This window comes from Candidatus Stygibacter australis, assembly GCA_030765845.1.
Lineage (GTDB): Bacteria > Cloacimonadota > Cloacimonadia > Cloacimonadales > TCS61 > Stygibacter > Stygibacter australis.
In genome coordinates this window covers 1-18,398 of sequence record JAVCDJ010000190.1, presented here as the reverse complement: position 1 = coordinate 18,398, position 18,398 = coordinate 1, and the positions used below count along the sequence as shown (strand labels likewise).

Below are 18,398 nucleotides of genomic sequence, written 5' to 3'. Positions count from 1 at the left end.
CGATTCAAAGAGCTTTGACTATTCCATTACTGGAGATAGTCATCTTTTTCACTTCCGGCTGAACAGAAAATTAACCGGACTGGACTTTCACCAGCTAGAGGTACACCACTTCGTGACGCACCTGACCACACAGACAAAAGATAATAATGTAAATTAAGCAAAGTAAAATATATAAAATTGTCCGTGGTTAAAAGGCTCATATTATATGTAATCACACCATCTCACCTTCATTTTTTCCTTGTTCTATCAAGCTCCGAGCAATAAAGGGGCAAGACCTAAGCAGGCTTGCCTTACTCGGACGTTGCCCTTTTATTGCCAGAAGAGTGCCAGATGCTGGCTTTGGAGTACATCGAGAATGTCGATGTGGCACTTTGGAGTACATTGAGAACGTCAATGTGTCGAGCCGGAGGGGAGAAAGGGATAGCAACGGATAATTTAAATTCCAGATCATTATTTTCAGGTTATTAGCCTATTTGTGTCTGTTATATTTATATCCGGTGGATATTTCATGCGGCTTTCACCGCACACAGTGACATTATCACTGTACTCCGAAAGTGGGTGATGGTTTTTAGGGGGTGGTATTTGTATAATTTTCTTACATACAAAAAGAAAGGGGATGATTCTTTTAATCTTCTAATTAATTAAATATCATTAAAAAGGAAGATATTTTTTGACATCTTTGATAGTTTGATAAATTGGACTAACAAAAATCAAAGGCGGTAATATGGAACTTAATAAGGTCCTTGATGAAAGAACAATTGCAGTCGGGAAGCAATTCAGCAGTAAGAAGGAAGTACTTCAAGCGATAGCCGATTTAGCCATAAATAGTCCAGCTCTCGGAGGATTCAGTTCAGAAGACATTTTCTGGGCATTAACCGAAAGGGAAGAGCTAAGCTCCACAGGATTTGGTAAAGGAATTGCGATTCCGCATTGCACACTTGATTGTAAAGAGTTTGTGATAGGGGCAATCACCATTCCTGAGGGAGTGGAATTTGATGCGATTGATAATAAACCCGTGAAAATAGTAGTTTATATCATTGCACCGGAGAATATGCGAAATATGCATATACGCTATTTGAGTGCACTTTCCGGTATGCTTAATAATGAACTTAATCAGACGAAAATAATCGCAGTAAAAGATCCTGCATCGCTTAAGGGTATCTTCCTGCGTCATACGGAATTGCCGGCATCAGAGGCTTCTGCTTCCGGCTGGAATCAATTTACCTTTATCCTTCAATCTGAAGAGATCATGGACGAAGTTCTGGGTATATTGACAGAAGTGGATGACACTAATATTGCCGTTACTGATGCCTATACTGCGGGGCATTTCTTATATTCCAAACCGCTTTTCAGCAGTCTTTGGGGCACACCGGTGGATAACTATTGTAAAGTAGTGATAGCTACCGTTCCCCGCAGGCTGGCTAATGAGATACTTAGGCGCAGTCACCACTTGATCAACAAGAAATTTCAGGAAGGGCTTCTGGTTACTATGCAGGAACTGCAGTACTATGCCGGCAATCTGAATTTAGGGTAAGAGATGACACATCCCATTTTACTGATCTTAGGGTTTATCATCCTGACGGGGTTTTACCTGGGCAGGAATATGCGCTTCATCAAGCTGCCCTCCATAATTGGCTATATGCTGCTTGGCGTGGTGCTGGGCTCATCTCTGCTTAATATACTGAGCGATGTGCTGCTTGATAATCTTGATTTTATCTCCAGTATTGCGCTTGGTTTTGTGGCGTTCAGTATTGGACTGGAATTAAAGATATCTCACCTGAGAAGGCTGGGCAAGGGGATTATCTACATCATCTTGATGGAATCATTCGGGGCATTTATCCTGGTGTTTGTCTCTCTGCAGCTACTCACTGGAGATACGGCACTCTCACTGCTCTTTGCTGCAATAGCCCCCGCCAGTGCTCCAGCAGGAACCGTGGCAGTTATCAGGGAATATAAAGCAAAGGGTGTACTCACAAAGGCTCTTTATGCCGTAGTGGGATTTGATGACGGATTAGGGATAGTGATATTTGGTTTTGCTTCCGCCTTTGCTCAAAGCATATTATCCAAAGAAGCGGGAAATGCTGATCCGGGTATAATGATCACCTTATTGCAACCCCTGAAAGAAGTGGCTTTGAGTATCCTTTGCGGGGGAGTTTTAGCCTTTTTGAGCAGTATCTTGATCCGCAGACTTAAGGTAAGCTCAGATGTGTTTATAGTCATCTTTGGGATAATCTTTTTGAGTTGCGGAATATGTGAAATACTCCATTTATCAGAAATCCTGACTATCATGGTCATGGGCATGATAATGGTAAATATGCAATCTGCTAATCTGGTGAATAAGATCCAGAATGAATTAGGTGTTGCGATGCCGCTGCTTTTTATACTTTTCTTTACCCTGGCTGGGGCAAACCTGCATATATCAGCAATTCCGGCATTAGGACTGTTAGGTCTGGTGTATATATTTGCCCGAAGCGCTGGTTTGATATTTGGCTCAAAACTGGGAGCAGCACTGGGGAAAGCACCCCCAGTGATCTCAAAATATATAGGAATGGGGATATTATCCCAGGCAGGAGTGGCCATAGGACTTTCTTTATTGATCAAGCAGAATTATGCTGGTCTGGGTGCAATAGTTGATCGTGCTCAAGGTCTCACTCATGGAGATATCATAGGAATAACCGTGATCACTACGGTTACTGCTACATCAATCGTCTTTGAGATTATAGGTCCTATTCTAACTAAGATCGCCCTGACAAAAGCCGGGGAGATAAAGGTAAATGAGCCTGAGAAGTGAGGGGGATATTGAGTTAAGATACTGTACTCAGTAGATTGACTTAAGATTGGGGAGTGGTATCTGTCGTTCTCAAGTCAATTCGATGGGTACATCGGCTTAACTCGATAACTTGATTGGGTAATGAGTTTAAGATGATTGCCTGAATAAAAGATATGAGGAAATAAATATGCGAAAGATCAATATTGCTGAAGAAGAAATAAGGATTGTGAAATTTATCCGCAGTCAGCTTAAGAAAGCCGGACTTGATCATTTGATAGTTGGTATCAGTGGGGGAATAGATTCTGCTGTAACGGCTGCCGTATGCGTGAAAGCAATTGGTAAAGATAAAGTGAAAGGCTTTCTGCTGCCCTATAAGCACAGTCATCCGGACAGCTTGGATCATGGAAAGCTGCTGGCTGAATACCTGAGAATTGAATGTCAGGAAATTGAAATATCACCAATGGTGGATATCTATTTTGATGAGTATTTTCCTGAGGCAGGATCACTCAGGCGTGGTAATAGAATGGCACGGGAGAGAATGTGTGTGCTTTATGATCAATCAGCGAGATTTGGTGGACTTGTGGCAGGGACCGGAAATAAATCTGAACTTCTTACGGGTTATATGACACAATATGGTGATGGGGCGTGTGCCTTTGAACCACTGGGGCATATATATAAAACTGAGGTTTATGAGCTGGCAATCCTGCTTAAGATACCTAAGGAACTAATTGATAAGGCGCCTACTGCTGACCTTTGGGACGGTCAAACAGACGAAAGTGAGATGGGATTGACCTATGCATTATTAGACGAATTATTATATAGATTATATGAAAGAGGTGAAACTGAGGCTGATATCCTGGCAGGTGGATATAAGCAGGAGGATATAAACCGTGTAAAAGAATTATATCATAAATCAGATTTTAAACGTAACCTGCCACCACAATTGGAGTTAATTAAGAAATGAGTATATTAAAAAATAGTAAGTGTCAGATATGCAAGGTGAGAAGGCAGCAGAGATTCTGCCTGCGTAAAGGCAAGGATATATGCTGGGAGTGCTGCAATAATATGCGGTACGACAGGCAGTGTCCCAAAGAGTGCCGGTATAGTGTAAAAGCCGGGGAAGGATTGCAGATCAGTAAAACAAATGCTGATTCGCTAACGGAATATAAAGGGCTGATCGAGAAGCTGATGGATTTGTGGATGCGCATGCCCCAGCAGGATTTAAATGGAAGTATCCCGGAAGAATTATCAAGGAGCCAGGAGGGGAGAAGTGAGTTAATAAATTACTTTAAGAAAACTAACCTAAGTAAATATATTAATTTAAGTTATATTAAGAGAATATTGGATTTGGAAGAACTTGAAATCGGGAAAGAAAAAGAAAGTAATGAGGATGTGGGAAAGAGATATCTGAGCTCAATACTTGCCGGAGATATGGAAGGCTCGCTTGCATTTCATGTGAATGGAGAAGAAATTAAAGCTGAGCCGGAATGGTTAGAAGATTATTTGAGCCAGCTCAAGGGAGATAAGATTCTTGGCAAGATGACAGATTTTAAGATCATTTCTTCCGCCTTGAGTGAAGATAGAAATATCGGATTAGGATTTTATGATATCAATGGGAAATATGATCTCTGCTTAAAGATTGTCAAAAGTACCGATTCCTGGAAAGTTGCCAGTAGATATAATGGCAAAATGGAGATAGTAAATGGAGAGAATGAAGCTCTGCGTCATATTGCGGTGCTGATATCAAAAAGTGAACTTTCTCAAGCTGTTGACCTGCTGGATAAATATATAGCGTTATATCCGGATTCCTCTGACCTGTATTATTACCAGGGTGTGATCTCTGCCATGAAAGGCAAAAATAAGCAGGCAAAGAAGTCATTTCTCTGCTCTATCAGGCTCGATCCCGGATTTAGTGAAGCATTATATAATTATGGATTGCAATTGCATCTAGAAGGGGATATCCAGGGGGCAGCAGATTATTATAAGCGGGTATTGGCAATTGAACCGGAGGAAGTGAAATCACTAAATAATCTGGCAGCAATATATATCGATTTGCAGGAATATCAGTCAGCAGAAGAATATATAAACCGCTGTAAATTAGTGGACCCTGATTATGAGCCATTACTGGCAAATATTAAGCGGTTAAATGAAAATAAATAGTTGATATATCTTAAAAACTATTATTTTATATACGGAAATCGAAGGAGGTTAAAATGAAAGATTTTGGAAAGAAACTGATGAATGTAACCTTTGCAATTGTGATGTTAGGAATTGGAATAAAAGTGATGATACATTTCTTAGGTAAAATGGAATGCTGCGAAGAAGAAGCTGAACATCGGGAACCATATCAACCGGAGGAATAAGAGAAGCTGAATGGGGACAAATCTGACATTGATGCAGAGAGCAATTGAAATTGCTGAGGCCGGTAGAGGCAAGACTTCACCTAATCCCTTTGTGGGCTGTGTGATAGTGAAAGATGGTGAGATCGTAGGTAAGGGAGTTACGCAGAAATGCGGATCTGATCATGCTGAGATCCAGGCCCTTAAAAGTGCTGAAGCTAAAAGCTGGGGTGCTGAGATGTATGTCACCCTGGAACCCTGCTGTTTTCAGGGTCGCACGCCAGCCTGCACAAAGGCGATCATTAAGGCTGGGATAAGCAAGGTTTATATCGGAATAAAAGACCCGAATTCCCGGGTTAACGGTAAGGGTATTGAGCAATTAAAGGCTGCGGGTATTGAAGTGGAAGAGGGTTTAAACTCCGCCGAGATCGAAACCCAGCTGGAATATTATCTTACTAATATGAAGAAACAGAGACCTTTTGTAATACTAAAAACTGCAATGACCCTGGATGGCTACACCGCCGGAGAAGATAGCAGCTCCAAATGGATAAGCGGAGAGCAATCACGCAGAATAGTGCATGATCTCCGTAGCGAAGTGGATGCCATTATTACTGGAATAGGCACCGTGATCAAGGATGATCCTGAGCTTAATAACCGGAATGAGATAAAATGCAAACAACCGGTTAGAGTGGTTTTAGATAATAATTTGCGGATACCTTTGGATAGAAAATTAGTTAAAAGCTCATTACAGCAGAGCACGATAGTTTTCTGTAATAAAAATGCTGATGAGAGTAAGGCTATAAAGCTTGAGGAAATGGGCGTGGAAGTAATTAAGCAACCGGTAGAAAGATTGGATGCGGTAGAAGTTCTGGCGGAATTATATGCCCGTGAAATCAGTGTGGTAATGCTGGAAGCTGGTGAAACACTTTCCAGCAACTTTGAGAGACAGGGGTTAATAGATAAGTATTATTTCTTCATTGCCCCGCAAATACTCGGTAACGGCAAGAAAATATTTTCACTAACTGAGCACAAGGGAATGACCCAGAGACATCTTCTGCGATATCAGTCAGTGAGCAGGATTGGTGATGATATTTTGATAATCGCCTATCCCAAAAGATAAAAAACTTTACTGAATAAACTAATCAGAAATTATTACTTCGACTGGTGGAGGTAAGATGAGTACATATGTTTCTGAGACAGCCCGGATTGGAGAAAATACCAGTCTGGGAATAAATGTGATCATTCTTGATGAAGTGATCATAGGAGCTGATTGCGAAATAGGTCACAATGTGGTAATCCATCCCGGAACCCAAATAGGGGATGGGGTGAGGATCGATGATAATAGCGTGATCGGTAAAAAGCCATTACGTTCACCCCGCAGTATATTCAAGAGCAGGGAAGAATTTGAACCGGCAAAGATAGGTGATGGGTGCCTAGTGGGAGCTCATGTGACGATCTATTGTGCGGTGAAGATGGGTAATAAGAACCTGGTGGCTGATCTGGCTACTGTACGTGAAGATGTGGAGATAGGCGATTATAATATCATCGGGCGGAATGTGACAATTGAGAATTTTTGTAAAATCGGCAGCAGGAACAAACTGGAAACAAATGCGTATATCACAGCATATTCAGAATTAGGTAATTATTGCTTCATAGCACCTTGCGTGGCTACAAGTAATGATAACTATATGGGAAGAGATAAAGAAAGATTTAATCACTTTAAAGGTGTTACAATAAAAGATGGGGGTAGAATTGGGGCTAATGCTACAATATTACCAGGAAAAGTAATAGAAAAGAATGGGACAGTAGCAGCAGGAAGCGTGGTTACAAAAGATGTGAAAGAAGCAGAGATAGTCCTTGGTAATCCTGCCCGGAAACATCGTGAAGTACCGGCTAAGCAATTATTTGAGAACAATTTAGACAAGAGGAAGGATTAAAGATGCATTCACTGGTGATAATTCCGACCTATAATGAAATTGAAAATATCTATGAGATCATACCTGCCGTGCTGCAGCAGGATGAACGGCTTGAGCTTCTGATAGTTGATGATAATTCTCCTGATGGCACAGCTGCAGCAGTAGAGGAAATCCAAAAGCATGAAAAGAGAGTACATCTTATCAAACGTGCAGGAAAAATGGGTTTAGGCAGTGCCTATCTTACTGGGTTTAAATTTGGATTGGATATGGGTTATGAATATATTTTTGAGATGGATGCAGACTTTTCTCATGACCCCGTGATGCTGCCGGTACTCTTGAACACAGCAGAGAATTATGACTTAGTGATCGGTTCCCGTTATGTGAAAGGGATAAACGTGGTGAACTGGCCACTTTCAAGACTGATCTTAAGCTGGGGTGCCTCGATGTATGTGCGCATCATCACAGGAATGAAGGTGAAAGATCCTACGGGAGGGTTTAAGTGTTTTCACCGCAGAGTATTAGAGAGTATAAATTTTGATGAGATATTATCAGATGGATATTCATTTCAGGTAGAGATGAATTATCGCACCTGGTGTATGAATTATAGAATAGTGGAAGTCCCAATAGTCTTTACAGACCGCAGAGAGGGGCAATCCAAGATGTCAAAGAAGATAATCAGAGAAGCAATATTCGTGGTTTGGAAATTAAGAATTATGCGTCTCTTAAGAAAATTTTGAGGTAAATCATCGAACTAACAGAACCGATCAGAATAATTAAAAAAGTTTATCAGGGCTATGGACTGGCAGATAATGACGGTCGCAAGATATTTGTTACAGGAGGAGTTCCTGGAGACCTGGTAACAGCTCGTATCACCCATAAAAAGAAAGATGTATTCTTTGCTGAAGTAGAAAAGATAATAGAGAAATCAGAAGCGCGCTGCTCCGCAGGCTGTAATGCCTTTGGCAGATGTGGCGGATGTGACTGGCTAAATATTATCAGGGAAAAGCAATTAGAATATAAAGAAGCGATCATCAGCGAGATATTTTATAAAACGGAAACCGGGAATCGTCATCCTATAGGTTTCAGTTTGCAGGATAAGCATTACCGCAATAAATGCTTTTACCCCGTGAAAGCGTTGAATGGTAAGATTATCTTTGGGATGTATGCCCGGTATAGTCACAAGATAGTTGAGCATAATACCTGTTTGATCGAGCCTATGATCTTTGATGATATTGCAGCAACTATTTGTGAACATTTCATGGTAACTAAGACAACGATTTACGATGAAGTGACAGGAAAGGGAGATATCAGGCATATAGGTTTTAGACAGGAACCTAAAACCGGTGATATTCAGGTAATTATTGTGAGTAGGAAAAGCAGAATGCCCTTCACCAATCAACTTGTAAGGGTACTCACGGATAATTTTCCCCAGATCAAGGCAATTATTCAGAATATTAATCAAGCAATGGGCAATGTGATATTAGGTAGAGATGAAAAAGTGCTTTTCGGCGATGAATATATGCGCATGCTGGTAATGGGAAAAGAATTCAAAGTCGCTTACAATTCATTCTTTCAGGTGAATATTGAAGTGATGGAGAAAATGATTGAATTCTCCCAGAAATTCATACCATCTGAAGGTGCTATCCTGGATGCATATTGCGGTACGGGAGTATTGGGGATCTGTCTGGCAAAACCTGACCAAAAGCTGATCGGAATTGATAATTCTGCATCAGCAATAGCAAGTGCAGAAAGCAATGCTGAGGCAAATGGGCTTACTAATTATAAATATTCCTGCGGTGATGCTCTGGCATTATTACCTGAAATCCTGGGATCTGAGAAGATAAATACAGTGATCTTTGATCCACCACGCAAGGGACTGACTAAAGAGATCATTGAACACGTTACTGGGCATAAGATACCATTTATTGTATATATAAGTTGCAATCCATCTACTCAACTTAGAGATATTAGACAGTTTTTTGCTGCCGGATACCAGATATCTGAGATGCAGCCCTTTGATATGTTCCCGCAAACCTGGCATATAGAGAATGTGGTGATACTTGAACTAAAATGAAAGAAATTGCCCTGATATTCAGCTTGTTATTACTGTTTTGCTCCTGTGATATAAGTACTCCGGAAGAAGCGAGTGTGGGAGAGATAGAAAATGCATTTCAGGCAATTGAGTTGGGCTTTAATTTAGATCATATTGAGGAGATAATGCAGTACTACGATCAGGATTATCTACATAACGGTGATGATATTGATGATGTGCTTCTGGATTGGGAAATCAGATTAAATGATTTTCAGGAAATGGAGATTTCTGAGATTAATATCGAGCTTGATGGTGATAGAGCAACGGTAAGCTTTATCCGGAAATTCCTTAATAATGGTGAAACAGAGCAGGAATATACAGAACCAGATGATAATGGAGATATCTCTTACTGGGAACTTAGGGTTAATGATTGGAAAATAGCTGGTAATGGGCACCAGTAGAAAAGCAAAACAATCTGAAGTGCTTATTTTTTCTTATTAACTTCCAGATACCAGAGACAGGTTTCGCGTAAGACCTCTTCTATAGAATGATTTTGAATATAACCGAACTCGCGAATTTTTTCAGCTCTATAATCTGTAGGTGTACCGAACTTTTTCATTCTATCACTATTTACAGGCAGATCTTTCTTAAATATCTTGCCAAGGAAGTCAAAGAAAAGACCAATTTTAACAGCAGTTTTGAGGGGAATTATGATCTTAGGCATGCTGAATCCTGGATTTGCTGCCACAATTTCCATCAATTGCCATACGTTTAAATAGGGTTTATCAAGACAATTGAAATTTTGAATTCCGGGTGCGAATTTATCAAGCATAAACCAGGTGATATCAAGCATGTTATTAAGAGCGACCATAGATTTAATATGCTCTCCCTTGCCAACCATAAACCAGGGAAATTTATGCATTTGATTTACCAGGTTATACATATTGGCAAAGTTATGTTTACCATAAATAACAGAAGGTCTGAGAGTAATAAGAGCTCTATTGGGATCAGCTTCCTGCCATTTCCAGAGAACTTTTTCCCCGGCAAATTTGGAGTCACCATAAACAGTATTTGAAAGGTATTCTGCTGATTCGTCACAGGGATAGGGTTGATGGCCATAAACAGAAACCGTACTATAGTAAATTATGTTTTTGATATCGTTTTCGGAAGCAAAGGCTGCCAGTACTTCAGTGCCATATTCATTATTACTGAAATAGCTTTCAGCAGAAATACCGAAGTCATGTTTATCCGCAGCACAATGAATAATGATATCAATTTTATTATCAGCAAATTTATCCAGGTCTTCTTTGTTTCTGATATCACCTATCAGAGTGTTGGGATGAGCTTTAATATTGCATTCAGTGCTTTTATCAATTCCCAAAACCTGACAGTTCTTATCTTCTAAATAATACATTAAATGAGACCCTACATATCCATTTGAACCGGTAATAAGTATATTCATATTTACTCCTAAGCGATTTATCAAATTAATTCCGAGAGAATTATTTTCCCGGCATTTCCCTTGCCATACAATTCAAGCGAGAAATCCATTTCTTTATTAAGCATGATAGAGGTTGAACTGATAATATTATTATAATCACTACCAGCAAGGACATTAAACCCATTTTGGATCAATTCACTCCATTCAGTTTCTTCTCTGATGGTAACACAAGGTTTCTTCATAAAAAATGCTTCTTTCTGCAATCCTCCACTATCAGTAAGAACCAGAGAGCAATGCTGTAATAAATACAGCATTTCAAAATAACCAACAGGCTGGATAAAGGTAATATTATCAAACTGAGTTTTATCAATAATTTGTGTTGTTCGCGGGTGGAGAGGTATTATCAGGGGTATATCTTTGGCAATATAGTTTAAAGCACTAAAAATATTATTCAGATTTACTGGATTATCAGTATTTTCAGGTCTATGTATAGTTGAAAGAAGATACTCGGGCGGAATTTTGATTTTAGGAGCTTTTGCCTGAGGTAGGTAATAAAGGAAAGCATCAAGCATTATATCACCGGATAGTATTACTTTAGATCCGGTAATTCCTGAAAGTGCTAAATTCCCTACTGCAGTTGAAGTGGGGCAAAAAAGCAGATCACTGATCTTGTCAGTGAGTAAGCGATTGATCTCTTCGGGCATATCATTATTAAATGAACGTAATCCGGCTTCAATATGAGCGATTTTATATTGCATTTTCTTTCCTGCCAGAGCACCGGCAAGAGTTGAATTTGTATCTCCATAAACTATGATCCAATCAGGTTTTTCCTTCATAATGATCTCTTCAATACCCTGGATCATTCTTCCTGTTAAAGCCCCATGAGGTAGAGAATTAATGTTAAGGTTATAATCCGGAATTGGAATATTCATCTGGTTAAAGAATATCTGACTCATATTTTCATCAAAATGCTGTCCGGTATGGACAATAATTTCTTTAAAACCACTTAAAGCGGCTATTTCTCTGCTGATTACAGAAGCTTTTATAAATTGAGGTCGTGCCCCAATAACTGTTAATATTTTCATATTATTCCTTATATTATGATAAACATTTAATCATTACGAATGGAAGTTTGCCAGACAGCCATTTCCTCTTTTTGTAAGAATTTAATAAATCCTAAATTCCCTGCGTAGATCATTGCTGTAAAATATGTGGGAATACGAAGAAGAGAGACTTTAATTTTTTTCGATTGTAAAAACAATCCCAGCAGGCCGGAAGCATAAAGAATGACCTGTAATCCCACTACAACAAGGGGAAATATGGAATTTCTTATACTGAGTATACTAATAATAAAGAAAAGGAAAGCATAAAGAGGGATCAACCATCTGATGATCTTATGAGAAATGAGGAAGAAGGCTGCAACAGGATGACGGAAAATATTCAGCAGAACAGATTGTCTTTTTATCGCAAACCATTCCTGAGAGATAATTCTGATCTTTCTTTTGATTTCCTGGCTTGCTCTTTCCGTGGAATTTTCATAAACTATTGCCTTGGGATTATATTTAGCATTATATCCGTTTTTGATAGTAATAAGAACTCTTTCAAAATCATCGACGGATGCCGGATGAACCTGGCCGAATAAATGCCTTCTGATTATAAATATAGAACCGTTAGCGCCAATTAAAGTCTTTAATTTACTTTCATTATGCTTTAACCAAGAATCAAAAGACCAGTATCCGGCTTCTCCTGATTCATGATCTTCAGATACCACGAGTTCCAGTTTTCCACTCACAAGTCCTGTTTTTGCTTCATTCTCGATAATTTTCACGAGTTCAATTACAGCATCAGGATGGAATATGGAATTAGCGTCTGTTGAGAGAATATATTTACTTTTAATATCCGGTTCAACCAGATTATGTCCTGATTGTTTGCCTTTTCTTGGTTTCTGAATTACTAATTCCAGATAACCTGCTTTTTCATATTTTTTCACGATCTCATTGGTTTTATCTTCAGAATCATCAGAAATTACTATCATGCGAAGCTTATCTTTATCATAATTCAGATTCTGATATGATCTTATCTTTTCTTCCAGGCAATCTTCTTCATTATAGGCGGGACATAATATTGTGATCGTTGGCAGTTCTTCGGGAAGTGAATGATCTATAAAGGGACTTTTTTTTATCATATTCAATATCAAAAGGATCAAGGGATATAAAATCAGATGATATATAAAAAAGAAAATCCCCAGACACATGGTTATTATTAAAAGGTTATCAGTCATTTAATTTTCCTCCGATAAGTTCGCTATACATGGATTTCATTTCTCTGATCACGGTATTCAGATCATTCCTGCTTTGATAATCTTCAAAATCTTGCGGATCATAATTTGGTCGTATTGCTTTATATTTTATAATTGCTTGTTTGATCTGCTCAACATTCGGCTCAATAACCAGACTTATCTTTTCATTTCCCTGTTCGGAAATCCCGGAAACATTAGATAAGATAAGAGGTTTATTGAAAGCATAGAAGATATAGGGGAGACCTGACTGAGAGCCCCAAATATAAGGGAGAATTCCCACGTCACTGTCAATAACGTGGTTGAACATCTCATCATAGTCAATAAATCGGTATACTCTTTCCACGATTTTATCAAGTTTGTGCTCACCTATGTAGTCTTCAATATCTTTCATTAAACCAGCATCACATTTACCGACCAGTTTTAATTTTATTTCAGGAATAATATTTTCCGTTAATAATTCCTTAACGGCCTGCAGTAATAGTAAGGCTCCTTTATATGGTTTAAGATTACCAATCAGCAAAACTTTCAGATCAGAGTTATCTTTGCTGGTTTTGGGGATCTGGAATCTTTTCAATTCTTTTTCATAAGTATTGCCATGAGTGATGATAGTGATCTTTTTCTGCATATCCTTCGGAAAAAGGTTTTTCACGGCATTACTTAAACATATTATCCTGTCTGCCAGGCCAAGGCATTGCATATCACCGATTGAAGGTCTTTTTAGATCATGTGGAATGAAATCGTGGCGTGTTATCACTACAGGGATTTTCATTTCTTTAATCTTTTTGATGATAAAGAGATCAATTATGGGAACTGCCAGCCAGTTATAATGAACAACATCAGGTTTGATCTTTCTTACTTTCTTTAAAAACTTCAGAGATTCAAAGGGATAACTCAAAACTTTAATTAGTTTTCGCAAATTCTGATTTTTGATCTTATTGGCAATTCTGAAATAGAAATAATCTGCCTGGACATCATAATTATCAATATAATACTCTGAAATATAGCGATTAACTGTTGAGTACAGAGTAACATCGACCTGCTCCTTCTGCAAACTTTCCAATATCGGATAATTATATTGTGGAGTTACGGCATTTGCATCGATATAAAAAACTTTCATCAATCTTTTAACACCTTACTTAATATTTTTTTAATAGTTCCCCAATTTTGCGTTTTACCCCATTCATAAGCATTTCTGCCTAATCTGCTGCGCAATTTTTCACCTTTCATCTTATTCATTGCTGCAATTAAACTTTCAACATCCGGTTTACAGAGAATAATATTTTCATCATTCAGCAAGCCTTCAGGGGAATTATTTGCTGATGGTTCAGTACTGATAACTGGAATTCCCATTGCCAGACAGGCTTTCAGCGAGCCTCTTCTATCTGAAATACCATCTATAAAAGGCAGGATGCATACATCACTATCTGATAAAGCCTTGCTTAGGGATCCATCATCAAGAAAGCCTGTGATCTTTATTTGATCAGTCAATGATTCCTCTATAATATAGTCTCTTAGTGCTTTTTGATATTCAGTATCACCTAATTCCGTATATAGATGAAGCTTTGCCTTAGGATTATCATTAATAAATAATTTAAATGCACTCAAAAGCAAATGAAGACCTTTATCTGGTCGCACAAATCCCCAAAAAGAAAATGTAAGAGCTTTTGCAGAGAGAGCATAACCTTTTTTTACTGTAATCGGTATTTGGGGTGGGACAGGCAAGATCGCTTTCAAGTTGTTCTTGATCTTAGATAATAGTATCAAATTATTTCTATCCGTGACCATTACCTTATTTGCTGCCAGGCACATCATCGCGATGCGTATTTTTCCTTTCCAGGTGTAATCTGAATATTCATGAACTGTAAGCGCAATTTTGATCGATCTGTCCGATAACTTGAGCATAATCGGTAACATATTGATCATCAGGTTTTTACCATAACCTGTACAGGGATATTCTATCAAAACCAGGTCAGGTTTGAATTTTAAGATCTTATCTCTAACTGGGATAAGCTCATAGTGACTAAAATTAGATTTAATAACTTGATATCCATCCGGGAAATTTACTTCCGGTTTGAGCACGATCATCAAATCATCAAAACCTATTTCCGGTAGAATTTTTGATATATGCCAGGCGAAATCCCCCACACCGTCCCTTTGTGGTGGAAAACTGCCGGATATATAGCATAATCTCATATAGATAGCTCCCTGTCTCTATTCTCAATATCTGAACTGATTTTGATCAGGATTATCATGATAAAACTGAATAAAAAGATAAAAGGCGGTCGCCAAAAAATATTGAATGCCCAGGGGAAAAAGAAAATAGTAAAGGAGGCAAACATTACTATATCCTTATTCTTTTCCCAGAGGATCTTCTTGGCAAGTTTAACCTGCAGCCAGATCAGATATACATAAAGCCAGATCATCAGCAGTCCACCCTTGAGAAAAAGGAAGTTGAAGAAAGTATGAGGCTTAAAATATCTGCCCATTATCAATTCTTCTTTACTATAGTCAAAAAGGCCCACAGGAAGTTGGAAAGGAAAATGCCAGTCAATAAAATAAGCTCCAAACCCTCGTCCGATAAATAATGGATATATTGAATTAGCCATATCTGTGACAATATTCTTAAATTCGTAGATCCTGATAGCTGGTGATTGAGTAAAATCTCCCGACCATAATTCCTTGGTGAAAAAATCCATCTTGAATAACAGGAAATAATAGATTGAACTGTTTATTGCGTAAAGGATCATAGGTGGTATGGTTAACATCAGGATCAGGATAATGTTCGAGGAGGCAAATCCTTTCAATTTATGCATCAAGGGCAGATTTGAATACATCAGCAGAAATATAAGGATCATTCCGTCAACAAAGATCAAGAGTATATCAAGCCGGCTGATATTAAAAGCACCGGCAAAAATCAAAAAACTAAGAATAGTGATCCTGAAAAAACCGTAATGCCTGGCATAAGTAAAGAGAAATGCGTAAAATACGGCAGAAAGTAAATAGGCCTGACCGGCAAAACTCAGTTTAATCGAATTGGTAGCTATATCCATTCCAATGAAACCAATAGTACGTAACCCGGATGCGATCCCGATTAATATAAGAGTGTAATTGAGATGTTTAAGATAATCAGGATTAATCTTTACATAGTAGATCGCAGCAAAAAAACCGCAAAAACTCAAGATGAAATAGCGTTGGTCAGAAAGAAATTCTTTAAAAATAAAAATATCACGGTCAGTCATCAGGTCGATCACTGTAGCAAGGTACATCACTATCATTACAAAAAGATAGAGAATTATCAGATTGATTATCCGCTTATCCAGTTTTACTTTAAGTCCGTGGGAGAAAAGCTTTAGAAAAGCAACAATGCCCAGAGTTATCATGATCCACTGAGCCAGAGAAAAACTCGCTATTGCGGAAGCGGCTATGGAATGAAATTCTATTTCTTTGGTAACTTTCAATCTTGTCATTATATCTGTCATATCACGTGGTACACGTGCAGACATAAAGATAATGATCAGTGAATAGACAATAGACTTACGGAAATCAAAGAAAGCCAGGAATATGGCCACAATAGCCATTGCTATTGAAATATAAAAGCCCATTGAGGTATATGCCAGATAATCTGTATAGTAAACAAAGAAAACAGCTAACAGCAGAGCTTTGAGAAGGAAAGATAAACTAAGAAAGCCTTTTTCTTTATACATAAGAAAATATCTGCTCCAGGCAGGATAGAGCAGATTCCCTTTCAGATTTTATGAATTTCTCAGGATATTTATATTGCTCTTTAATATTCAATATTTTCTCAACCAGATCATGGTTATCTGGTTCTATATTTCTTAAATCGGGAAGAATTTGGGTTTTATTTAGATAATATGTGATCTTGGAAGAATATGCAATTCCACAATTAGGGATTCCCAAAAGGTCAGCAATGATCAGCGAATGCAGCCTGATTCCAATATGAAAATCCATTTCCTGCATGGTCTTGAGGTATTCTTCAGGAGTGTTCCAGTCACATATCTCATAACTCTCGGGATTTAGATGAGCAGCAAGTTGTTTATGATATATATTATCATTATACGAGGTTCCGGTATGAGCAGGCAGAAAGTAGATCCTGCAATTCAACTTTGCTATCAAGTCATTTAAAATATCTGCCACTTGTTTGAGTGGGAATTTTTTAAAGTCATAATGACCAGAAAAACTGATTTTATTAAGTTCTTTAGAAACAGTTACAGGCTTGATATCAGATAGAAATGCAAGGTCACCACCTAAACAATATTTTTTATCTTTTACCAGCATTTCTGCTTTTTGCAAAGACTCATGATCTCTGAAATAGCATAAAAAAGAGTTCTTTATAAGCTGCTCTGAAGCTGAAATATACCTGGGTGAATTCAGCTCCCCAATACCAACGCCAAGAAAGGCAAACTTTTTTCGGTTGATGCCCGTTATTCTTTGCATGCGCAAGAGTTCAAATATCCCATTATTACCCTCAGATTCAAAAAAACAGGTTCCACCACCCCAGAAAGTGAATTTGTTCTTAAAAAGCTGCCAGCCTTTCTGTAGACGCGAATATCTATTTAAAGAGAAATATTTCACTCTGGGTTGTGGAGAATAATAAGCTTCCCGGCCAAACACGTTTATTCTGGTAATCCGAGTATCATTTAGGAAGAAATCCAAAAGGTTCTTGAGCATCAGATCATCCCCGATATTATGAAATCCATAGTATCCCAGAAGATTAATCTGCATCGGAAGTCTCCACCAATTCAGTTTTTAGTATCCTTTTAGCTGCCACTGAGATATATATCCACCCTGCAATACGCGAAAGAGTTATAGCAAATGCAATACCGGCTAATTGAAAATACCTGGTTAAAATAATACTACCAGCAACAACTATCAGCATCTGCAGAAATTGCAGCGTCATTATAGTCTTTGCCTGATGACTGTAGAAATAGCTTTGAAGCGGTGTGAAGAATATTCCACCTATATAGGGTATTAGTAATATTCTGAATATACTGATAGCTTGAGCATAATTATCGCCAAAAACCAGGAGAATAAAATAACGGGAAAGAAAAATGCTCAGTACCATAAATATTAATAGAAATGGCGCATAACGTTTTTGAGTAGCTAATATTTTACCCAGAAAATCTTGCTTGCGGGTTGCTGTCTCTCTCAGCAGCACATTCATCAGGGAGGTGGTTATCAAAGGAAATACAAGAGCTAGAGTGTTAGCAGCAGAAAAAATACCCAAAGCATCACTACCCAGAAGTTTATCGGTAGCCAGATAACCAAAACGCATGGAAATTATCACAAAAATATTCGTTAAGCCCAACGGTACCGCTATCCGACTCAGATCAGTGATCACCTGCTTTTTATTATCTTTCAATCCTCTGAAATGAAGATAGTTATGGTTCATTAGAATTGAGATCACTATAAGTAGTATCGGATATATCGCATATCCGCTAAGGGTTGCCTGATATTTACTCTGAATGCCCCATAACTTATATAATACCAGTACTCCCAGAAAGATGGCACCCATCTGCAGGAATTTATTGAGTATATTCTGAATATTGAACTTCTTCCAGTATCCATAGGCCTGATTACAGG

General features: G+C 38.3%; 19 protein-coding genes. 11 read left to right on the top strand and 8 right to left on the bottom strand.

Annotation, left to right across the window (positions count from 1 at the left end):
* Positions 1–285 precede the first annotated feature (285 nt).
* The 11 genes from RAO94_09700 to RAO94_09650 all read left to right on the top strand — a co-directional run bounded on the left by RAO94_09700 (position 286) and on the right by RAO94_09650 (position 9,518).
* Positions 286–468 (top strand): hypothetical protein, encoded by a 183-nt coding sequence (locus RAO94_09700; protein MDP8322610.1) that lies wholly within the window; start codon positions 286–288, stop codon positions 466–468.
* 256 nt (positions 469–724) lie between these two features.
* Positions 725–1,534 (top strand): PTS sugar transporter subunit IIA, encoded by an 810-nt coding sequence (locus tag RAO94_09695; protein MDP8322609.1) that lies wholly within the window; start codon positions 725–727, stop codon positions 1,532–1,534.
* A gap of 3 nt (positions 1,535–1,537) precedes the next feature.
* Positions 1,538–2,791 carry a cation:proton antiporter gene (locus RAO94_09690; GenBank protein ID MDP8322608.1) on the top strand — a complete coding sequence of 418 codons (1,254 nt, stop codon included), beginning with the start codon at positions 1,538–1,540 and terminating at the stop codon, positions 2,789–2,791.
* 166 nt (positions 2,792–2,957) lie between these two features.
* The gene (locus RAO94_09685) at positions 2,958–3,734 is read left to right on the top strand and encodes an NAD+ synthase (GenBank protein ID MDP8322607.1); all 777 of its coding nucleotides are present in this window, start codon (positions 2,958–2,960) and stop codon (positions 3,732–3,734) included.
* A complete protein-coding gene (locus RAO94_09680) occupies positions 3,731–4,930 on the top strand; it encodes a tetratricopeptide repeat protein (GenBank protein ID MDP8322606.1) in 1,200 nt (399 codons plus the stop codon). The genes RAO94_09685 and RAO94_09680 overlap by 4 nt, the downstream gene beginning before the upstream one ends.
* 53 nt (positions 4,931–4,983) lie before the next feature.
* Positions 4,984–5,133: a hypothetical protein gene (locus RAO94_09675; protein ID MDP8322605.1), complete on the top strand. Its 150-nt coding sequence runs from the start codon at positions 4,984–4,986 to the stop codon at positions 5,131–5,133.
* A 10-nt stretch (positions 5,134–5,143) separates the two neighbouring features.
* Positions 5,144–6,229: a bifunctional diaminohydroxyphosphoribosylaminopyrimidine deaminase/5-amino-6-(5-phosphoribosylamino)uracil reductase RibD gene (ribD, locus tag RAO94_09670; GenBank protein MDP8322604.1), complete on the top strand. Its 1,086-nt coding sequence runs from the start codon at positions 5,144–5,146 to the stop codon at positions 6,227–6,229.
* Positions 6,230–6,284: 55 nt separating this feature from the next.
* Positions 6,285–7,046: a DapH/DapD/GlmU-related protein gene (locus RAO94_09665; protein ID MDP8322603.1), complete on the top strand. Its 762-nt coding sequence runs from the start codon at positions 6,285–6,287 to the stop codon at positions 7,044–7,046.
* A 2-nt stretch (positions 7,047–7,048) separates the two neighbouring features.
* A complete protein-coding gene (locus RAO94_09660) occupies positions 7,049–7,762 on the top strand; it encodes a polyprenol monophosphomannose synthase (GenBank protein ID MDP8322602.1) in 714 nt (237 codons plus the stop codon).
* A 35-nt stretch (positions 7,763–7,797) separates the two neighbouring features.
* Positions 7,798–9,099, top strand: coding sequence for a 23S rRNA (uracil(1939)-C(5))-methyltransferase RlmD (gene rlmD / locus RAO94_09655; GenBank protein ID MDP8322601.1), 1,302 nt, complete (start codon positions 7,798–7,800; stop codon positions 9,097–9,099).
* Positions 9,096–9,518 (top strand): hypothetical protein, encoded by a 423-nt coding sequence (locus RAO94_09650; protein ID MDP8322600.1) that lies wholly within the window; start codon positions 9,096–9,098, stop codon positions 9,516–9,518. The genes rlmD and RAO94_09650 overlap by 4 nt, the downstream gene beginning before the upstream one ends.
* A 23-nt stretch (positions 9,519–9,541) precedes the next feature.
* Here the strand turns inward: RAO94_09650 and RAO94_09645 are convergent, their stop codons facing one another.
* From RAO94_09645 to RAO94_09610, 8 genes are all read right to left on the bottom strand, one after another.
* On the bottom strand, positions 9,542–10,519 hold the full coding sequence (locus tag RAO94_09645) for an NAD(P)-dependent oxidoreductase (GenBank protein ID MDP8322599.1): 978 nt from the start codon (positions 10,517–10,519) through the stop codon (positions 9,542–9,544).
* Between the two features lie 20 nt (positions 10,520–10,539).
* Complete coding sequence (gene wecB / locus RAO94_09640; GenBank protein ID MDP8322598.1) at positions 10,540–11,583, bottom strand: UDP-N-acetylglucosamine 2-epimerase (non-hydrolyzing); 1,044 nt, start codon at positions 11,581–11,583, stop codon at positions 10,540–10,542.
* Positions 11,584–11,609: 26 nt separating this feature from the next.
* Positions 11,610–12,779: a glycosyltransferase gene (locus tag RAO94_09635; protein ID MDP8322597.1), complete on the bottom strand. Its 1,170-nt coding sequence runs from the start codon at positions 12,777–12,779 to the stop codon at positions 11,610–11,612.
* Positions 12,772–13,914: a glycosyltransferase family 4 protein gene (locus RAO94_09630; GenBank protein MDP8322596.1), complete on the bottom strand. Its 1,143-nt coding sequence runs from the start codon at positions 13,912–13,914 to the stop codon at positions 12,772–12,774. Before RAO94_09630 ends, RAO94_09635 begins: the two co-directional genes overlap by 8 nt.
* Complete coding sequence (locus RAO94_09625; GenBank protein ID MDP8322595.1) at positions 13,914–14,990, bottom strand: glycosyltransferase family 4 protein; 1,077 nt, start codon at positions 14,988–14,990, stop codon at positions 13,914–13,916. Before RAO94_09625 ends, RAO94_09630 begins: the two co-directional genes overlap by 1 nt.
* Positions 14,987–16,501: a hypothetical protein gene (locus RAO94_09620; protein ID MDP8322594.1), complete on the bottom strand. Its 1,515-nt coding sequence runs from the start codon at positions 16,499–16,501 to the stop codon at positions 14,987–14,989. Before RAO94_09620 ends, RAO94_09625 begins: the two co-directional genes overlap by 4 nt.
* Entirely contained in the window at positions 16,494–17,540 is a 1,047-nt protein-coding gene (locus RAO94_09615; protein MDP8322593.1) for a polysaccharide pyruvyl transferase family protein, read from the bottom strand. The genes RAO94_09620 and RAO94_09615 overlap by 8 nt, the downstream gene beginning before the upstream one ends.
* A partial coding sequence (locus RAO94_09610; GenBank protein ID MDP8322592.1) for a hypothetical protein occupies positions 17,530–18,398 on the bottom strand: 869 nt, incomplete at its 5' end. The genes RAO94_09615 and RAO94_09610, both read right to left, overlap by 11 nt.

Bases quoted from the DNA above. Each gene is read 5' to 3' on its own strand.
- RAO94_09695 (MDP8322609.1), top strand. From the start codon at position 725: ATGGAACTTAATAAGGTCCTTGATGAAAGAACAATTGCAGTCGGGAAG.
- RAO94_09690 (MDP8322608.1), top strand. From the start codon at position 1,538: ATGACACATCCCATTTTACTGATCTTAGGGTTTATCATCCTGACGGGG.
- RAO94_09685 (MDP8322607.1), top strand. From the start codon at position 2,958: ATGCGAAAGATCAATATTGCTGAAGAAGAAATAAGGATTGTGAAATTT.
- RAO94_09680 (MDP8322606.1), top strand. From the start codon at position 3,731: ATGAGTATATTAAAAAATAGTAAGTGTCAGATATGCAAGGTGAGAAGG.
- RAO94_09675 (MDP8322605.1), top strand. From the start codon at position 4,984: ATGAAAGATTTTGGAAAGAAACTGATGAATGTAACCTTTGCAATTGTG.
- ribD (MDP8322604.1), top strand. From the start codon at position 5,144: ATGGGGACAAATCTGACATTGATGCAGAGAGCAATTGAAATTGCTGAG.
- RAO94_09665 (MDP8322603.1), top strand. From the start codon at position 6,285: ATGAGTACATATGTTTCTGAGACAGCCCGGATTGGAGAAAATACCAGT.
- RAO94_09660 (MDP8322602.1), top strand. From the start codon at position 7,049: ATGCATTCACTGGTGATAATTCCGACCTATAATGAAATTGAAAATATC.
- RAO94_09650 (MDP8322600.1), top strand. From the start codon at position 9,096: ATGAAAGAAATTGCCCTGATATTCAGCTTGTTATTACTGTTTTGCTCC.
- RAO94_09645 (MDP8322599.1), bottom strand. From the start codon at position 10,519: ATGAATATACTTATTACCGGTTCAAATGGATATGTAGGGTCTCATTTA.
- wecB (MDP8322598.1), bottom strand. From the start codon at position 11,583: ATGAAAATATTAACAGTTATTGGGGCACGACCTCAATTTATAAAAGCT.
- RAO94_09635 (MDP8322597.1), bottom strand. From the start codon at position 12,779: ATGACTGATAACCTTTTAATAATAACCATGTGTCTGGGGATTTTCTTT.
- RAO94_09630 (MDP8322596.1), bottom strand. From the start codon at position 13,914: ATGAAAGTTTTTTATATCGATGCAAATGCCGTAACTCCACAATATAAT.
- RAO94_09625 (MDP8322595.1), bottom strand. From the start codon at position 14,990: ATGAGATTATGCTATATATCCGGCAGTTTTCCACCACAAAGGGACGGT.
- RAO94_09620 (MDP8322594.1), bottom strand. From the start codon at position 16,501: ATGTATAAAGAAAAAGGCTTTCTTAGTTTATCTTTCCTTCTCAAAGCT.
- RAO94_09615 (MDP8322593.1), bottom strand. From the start codon at position 17,540: ATGCAGATTAATCTTCTGGGATACTATGGATTTCATAATATCGGGGAT.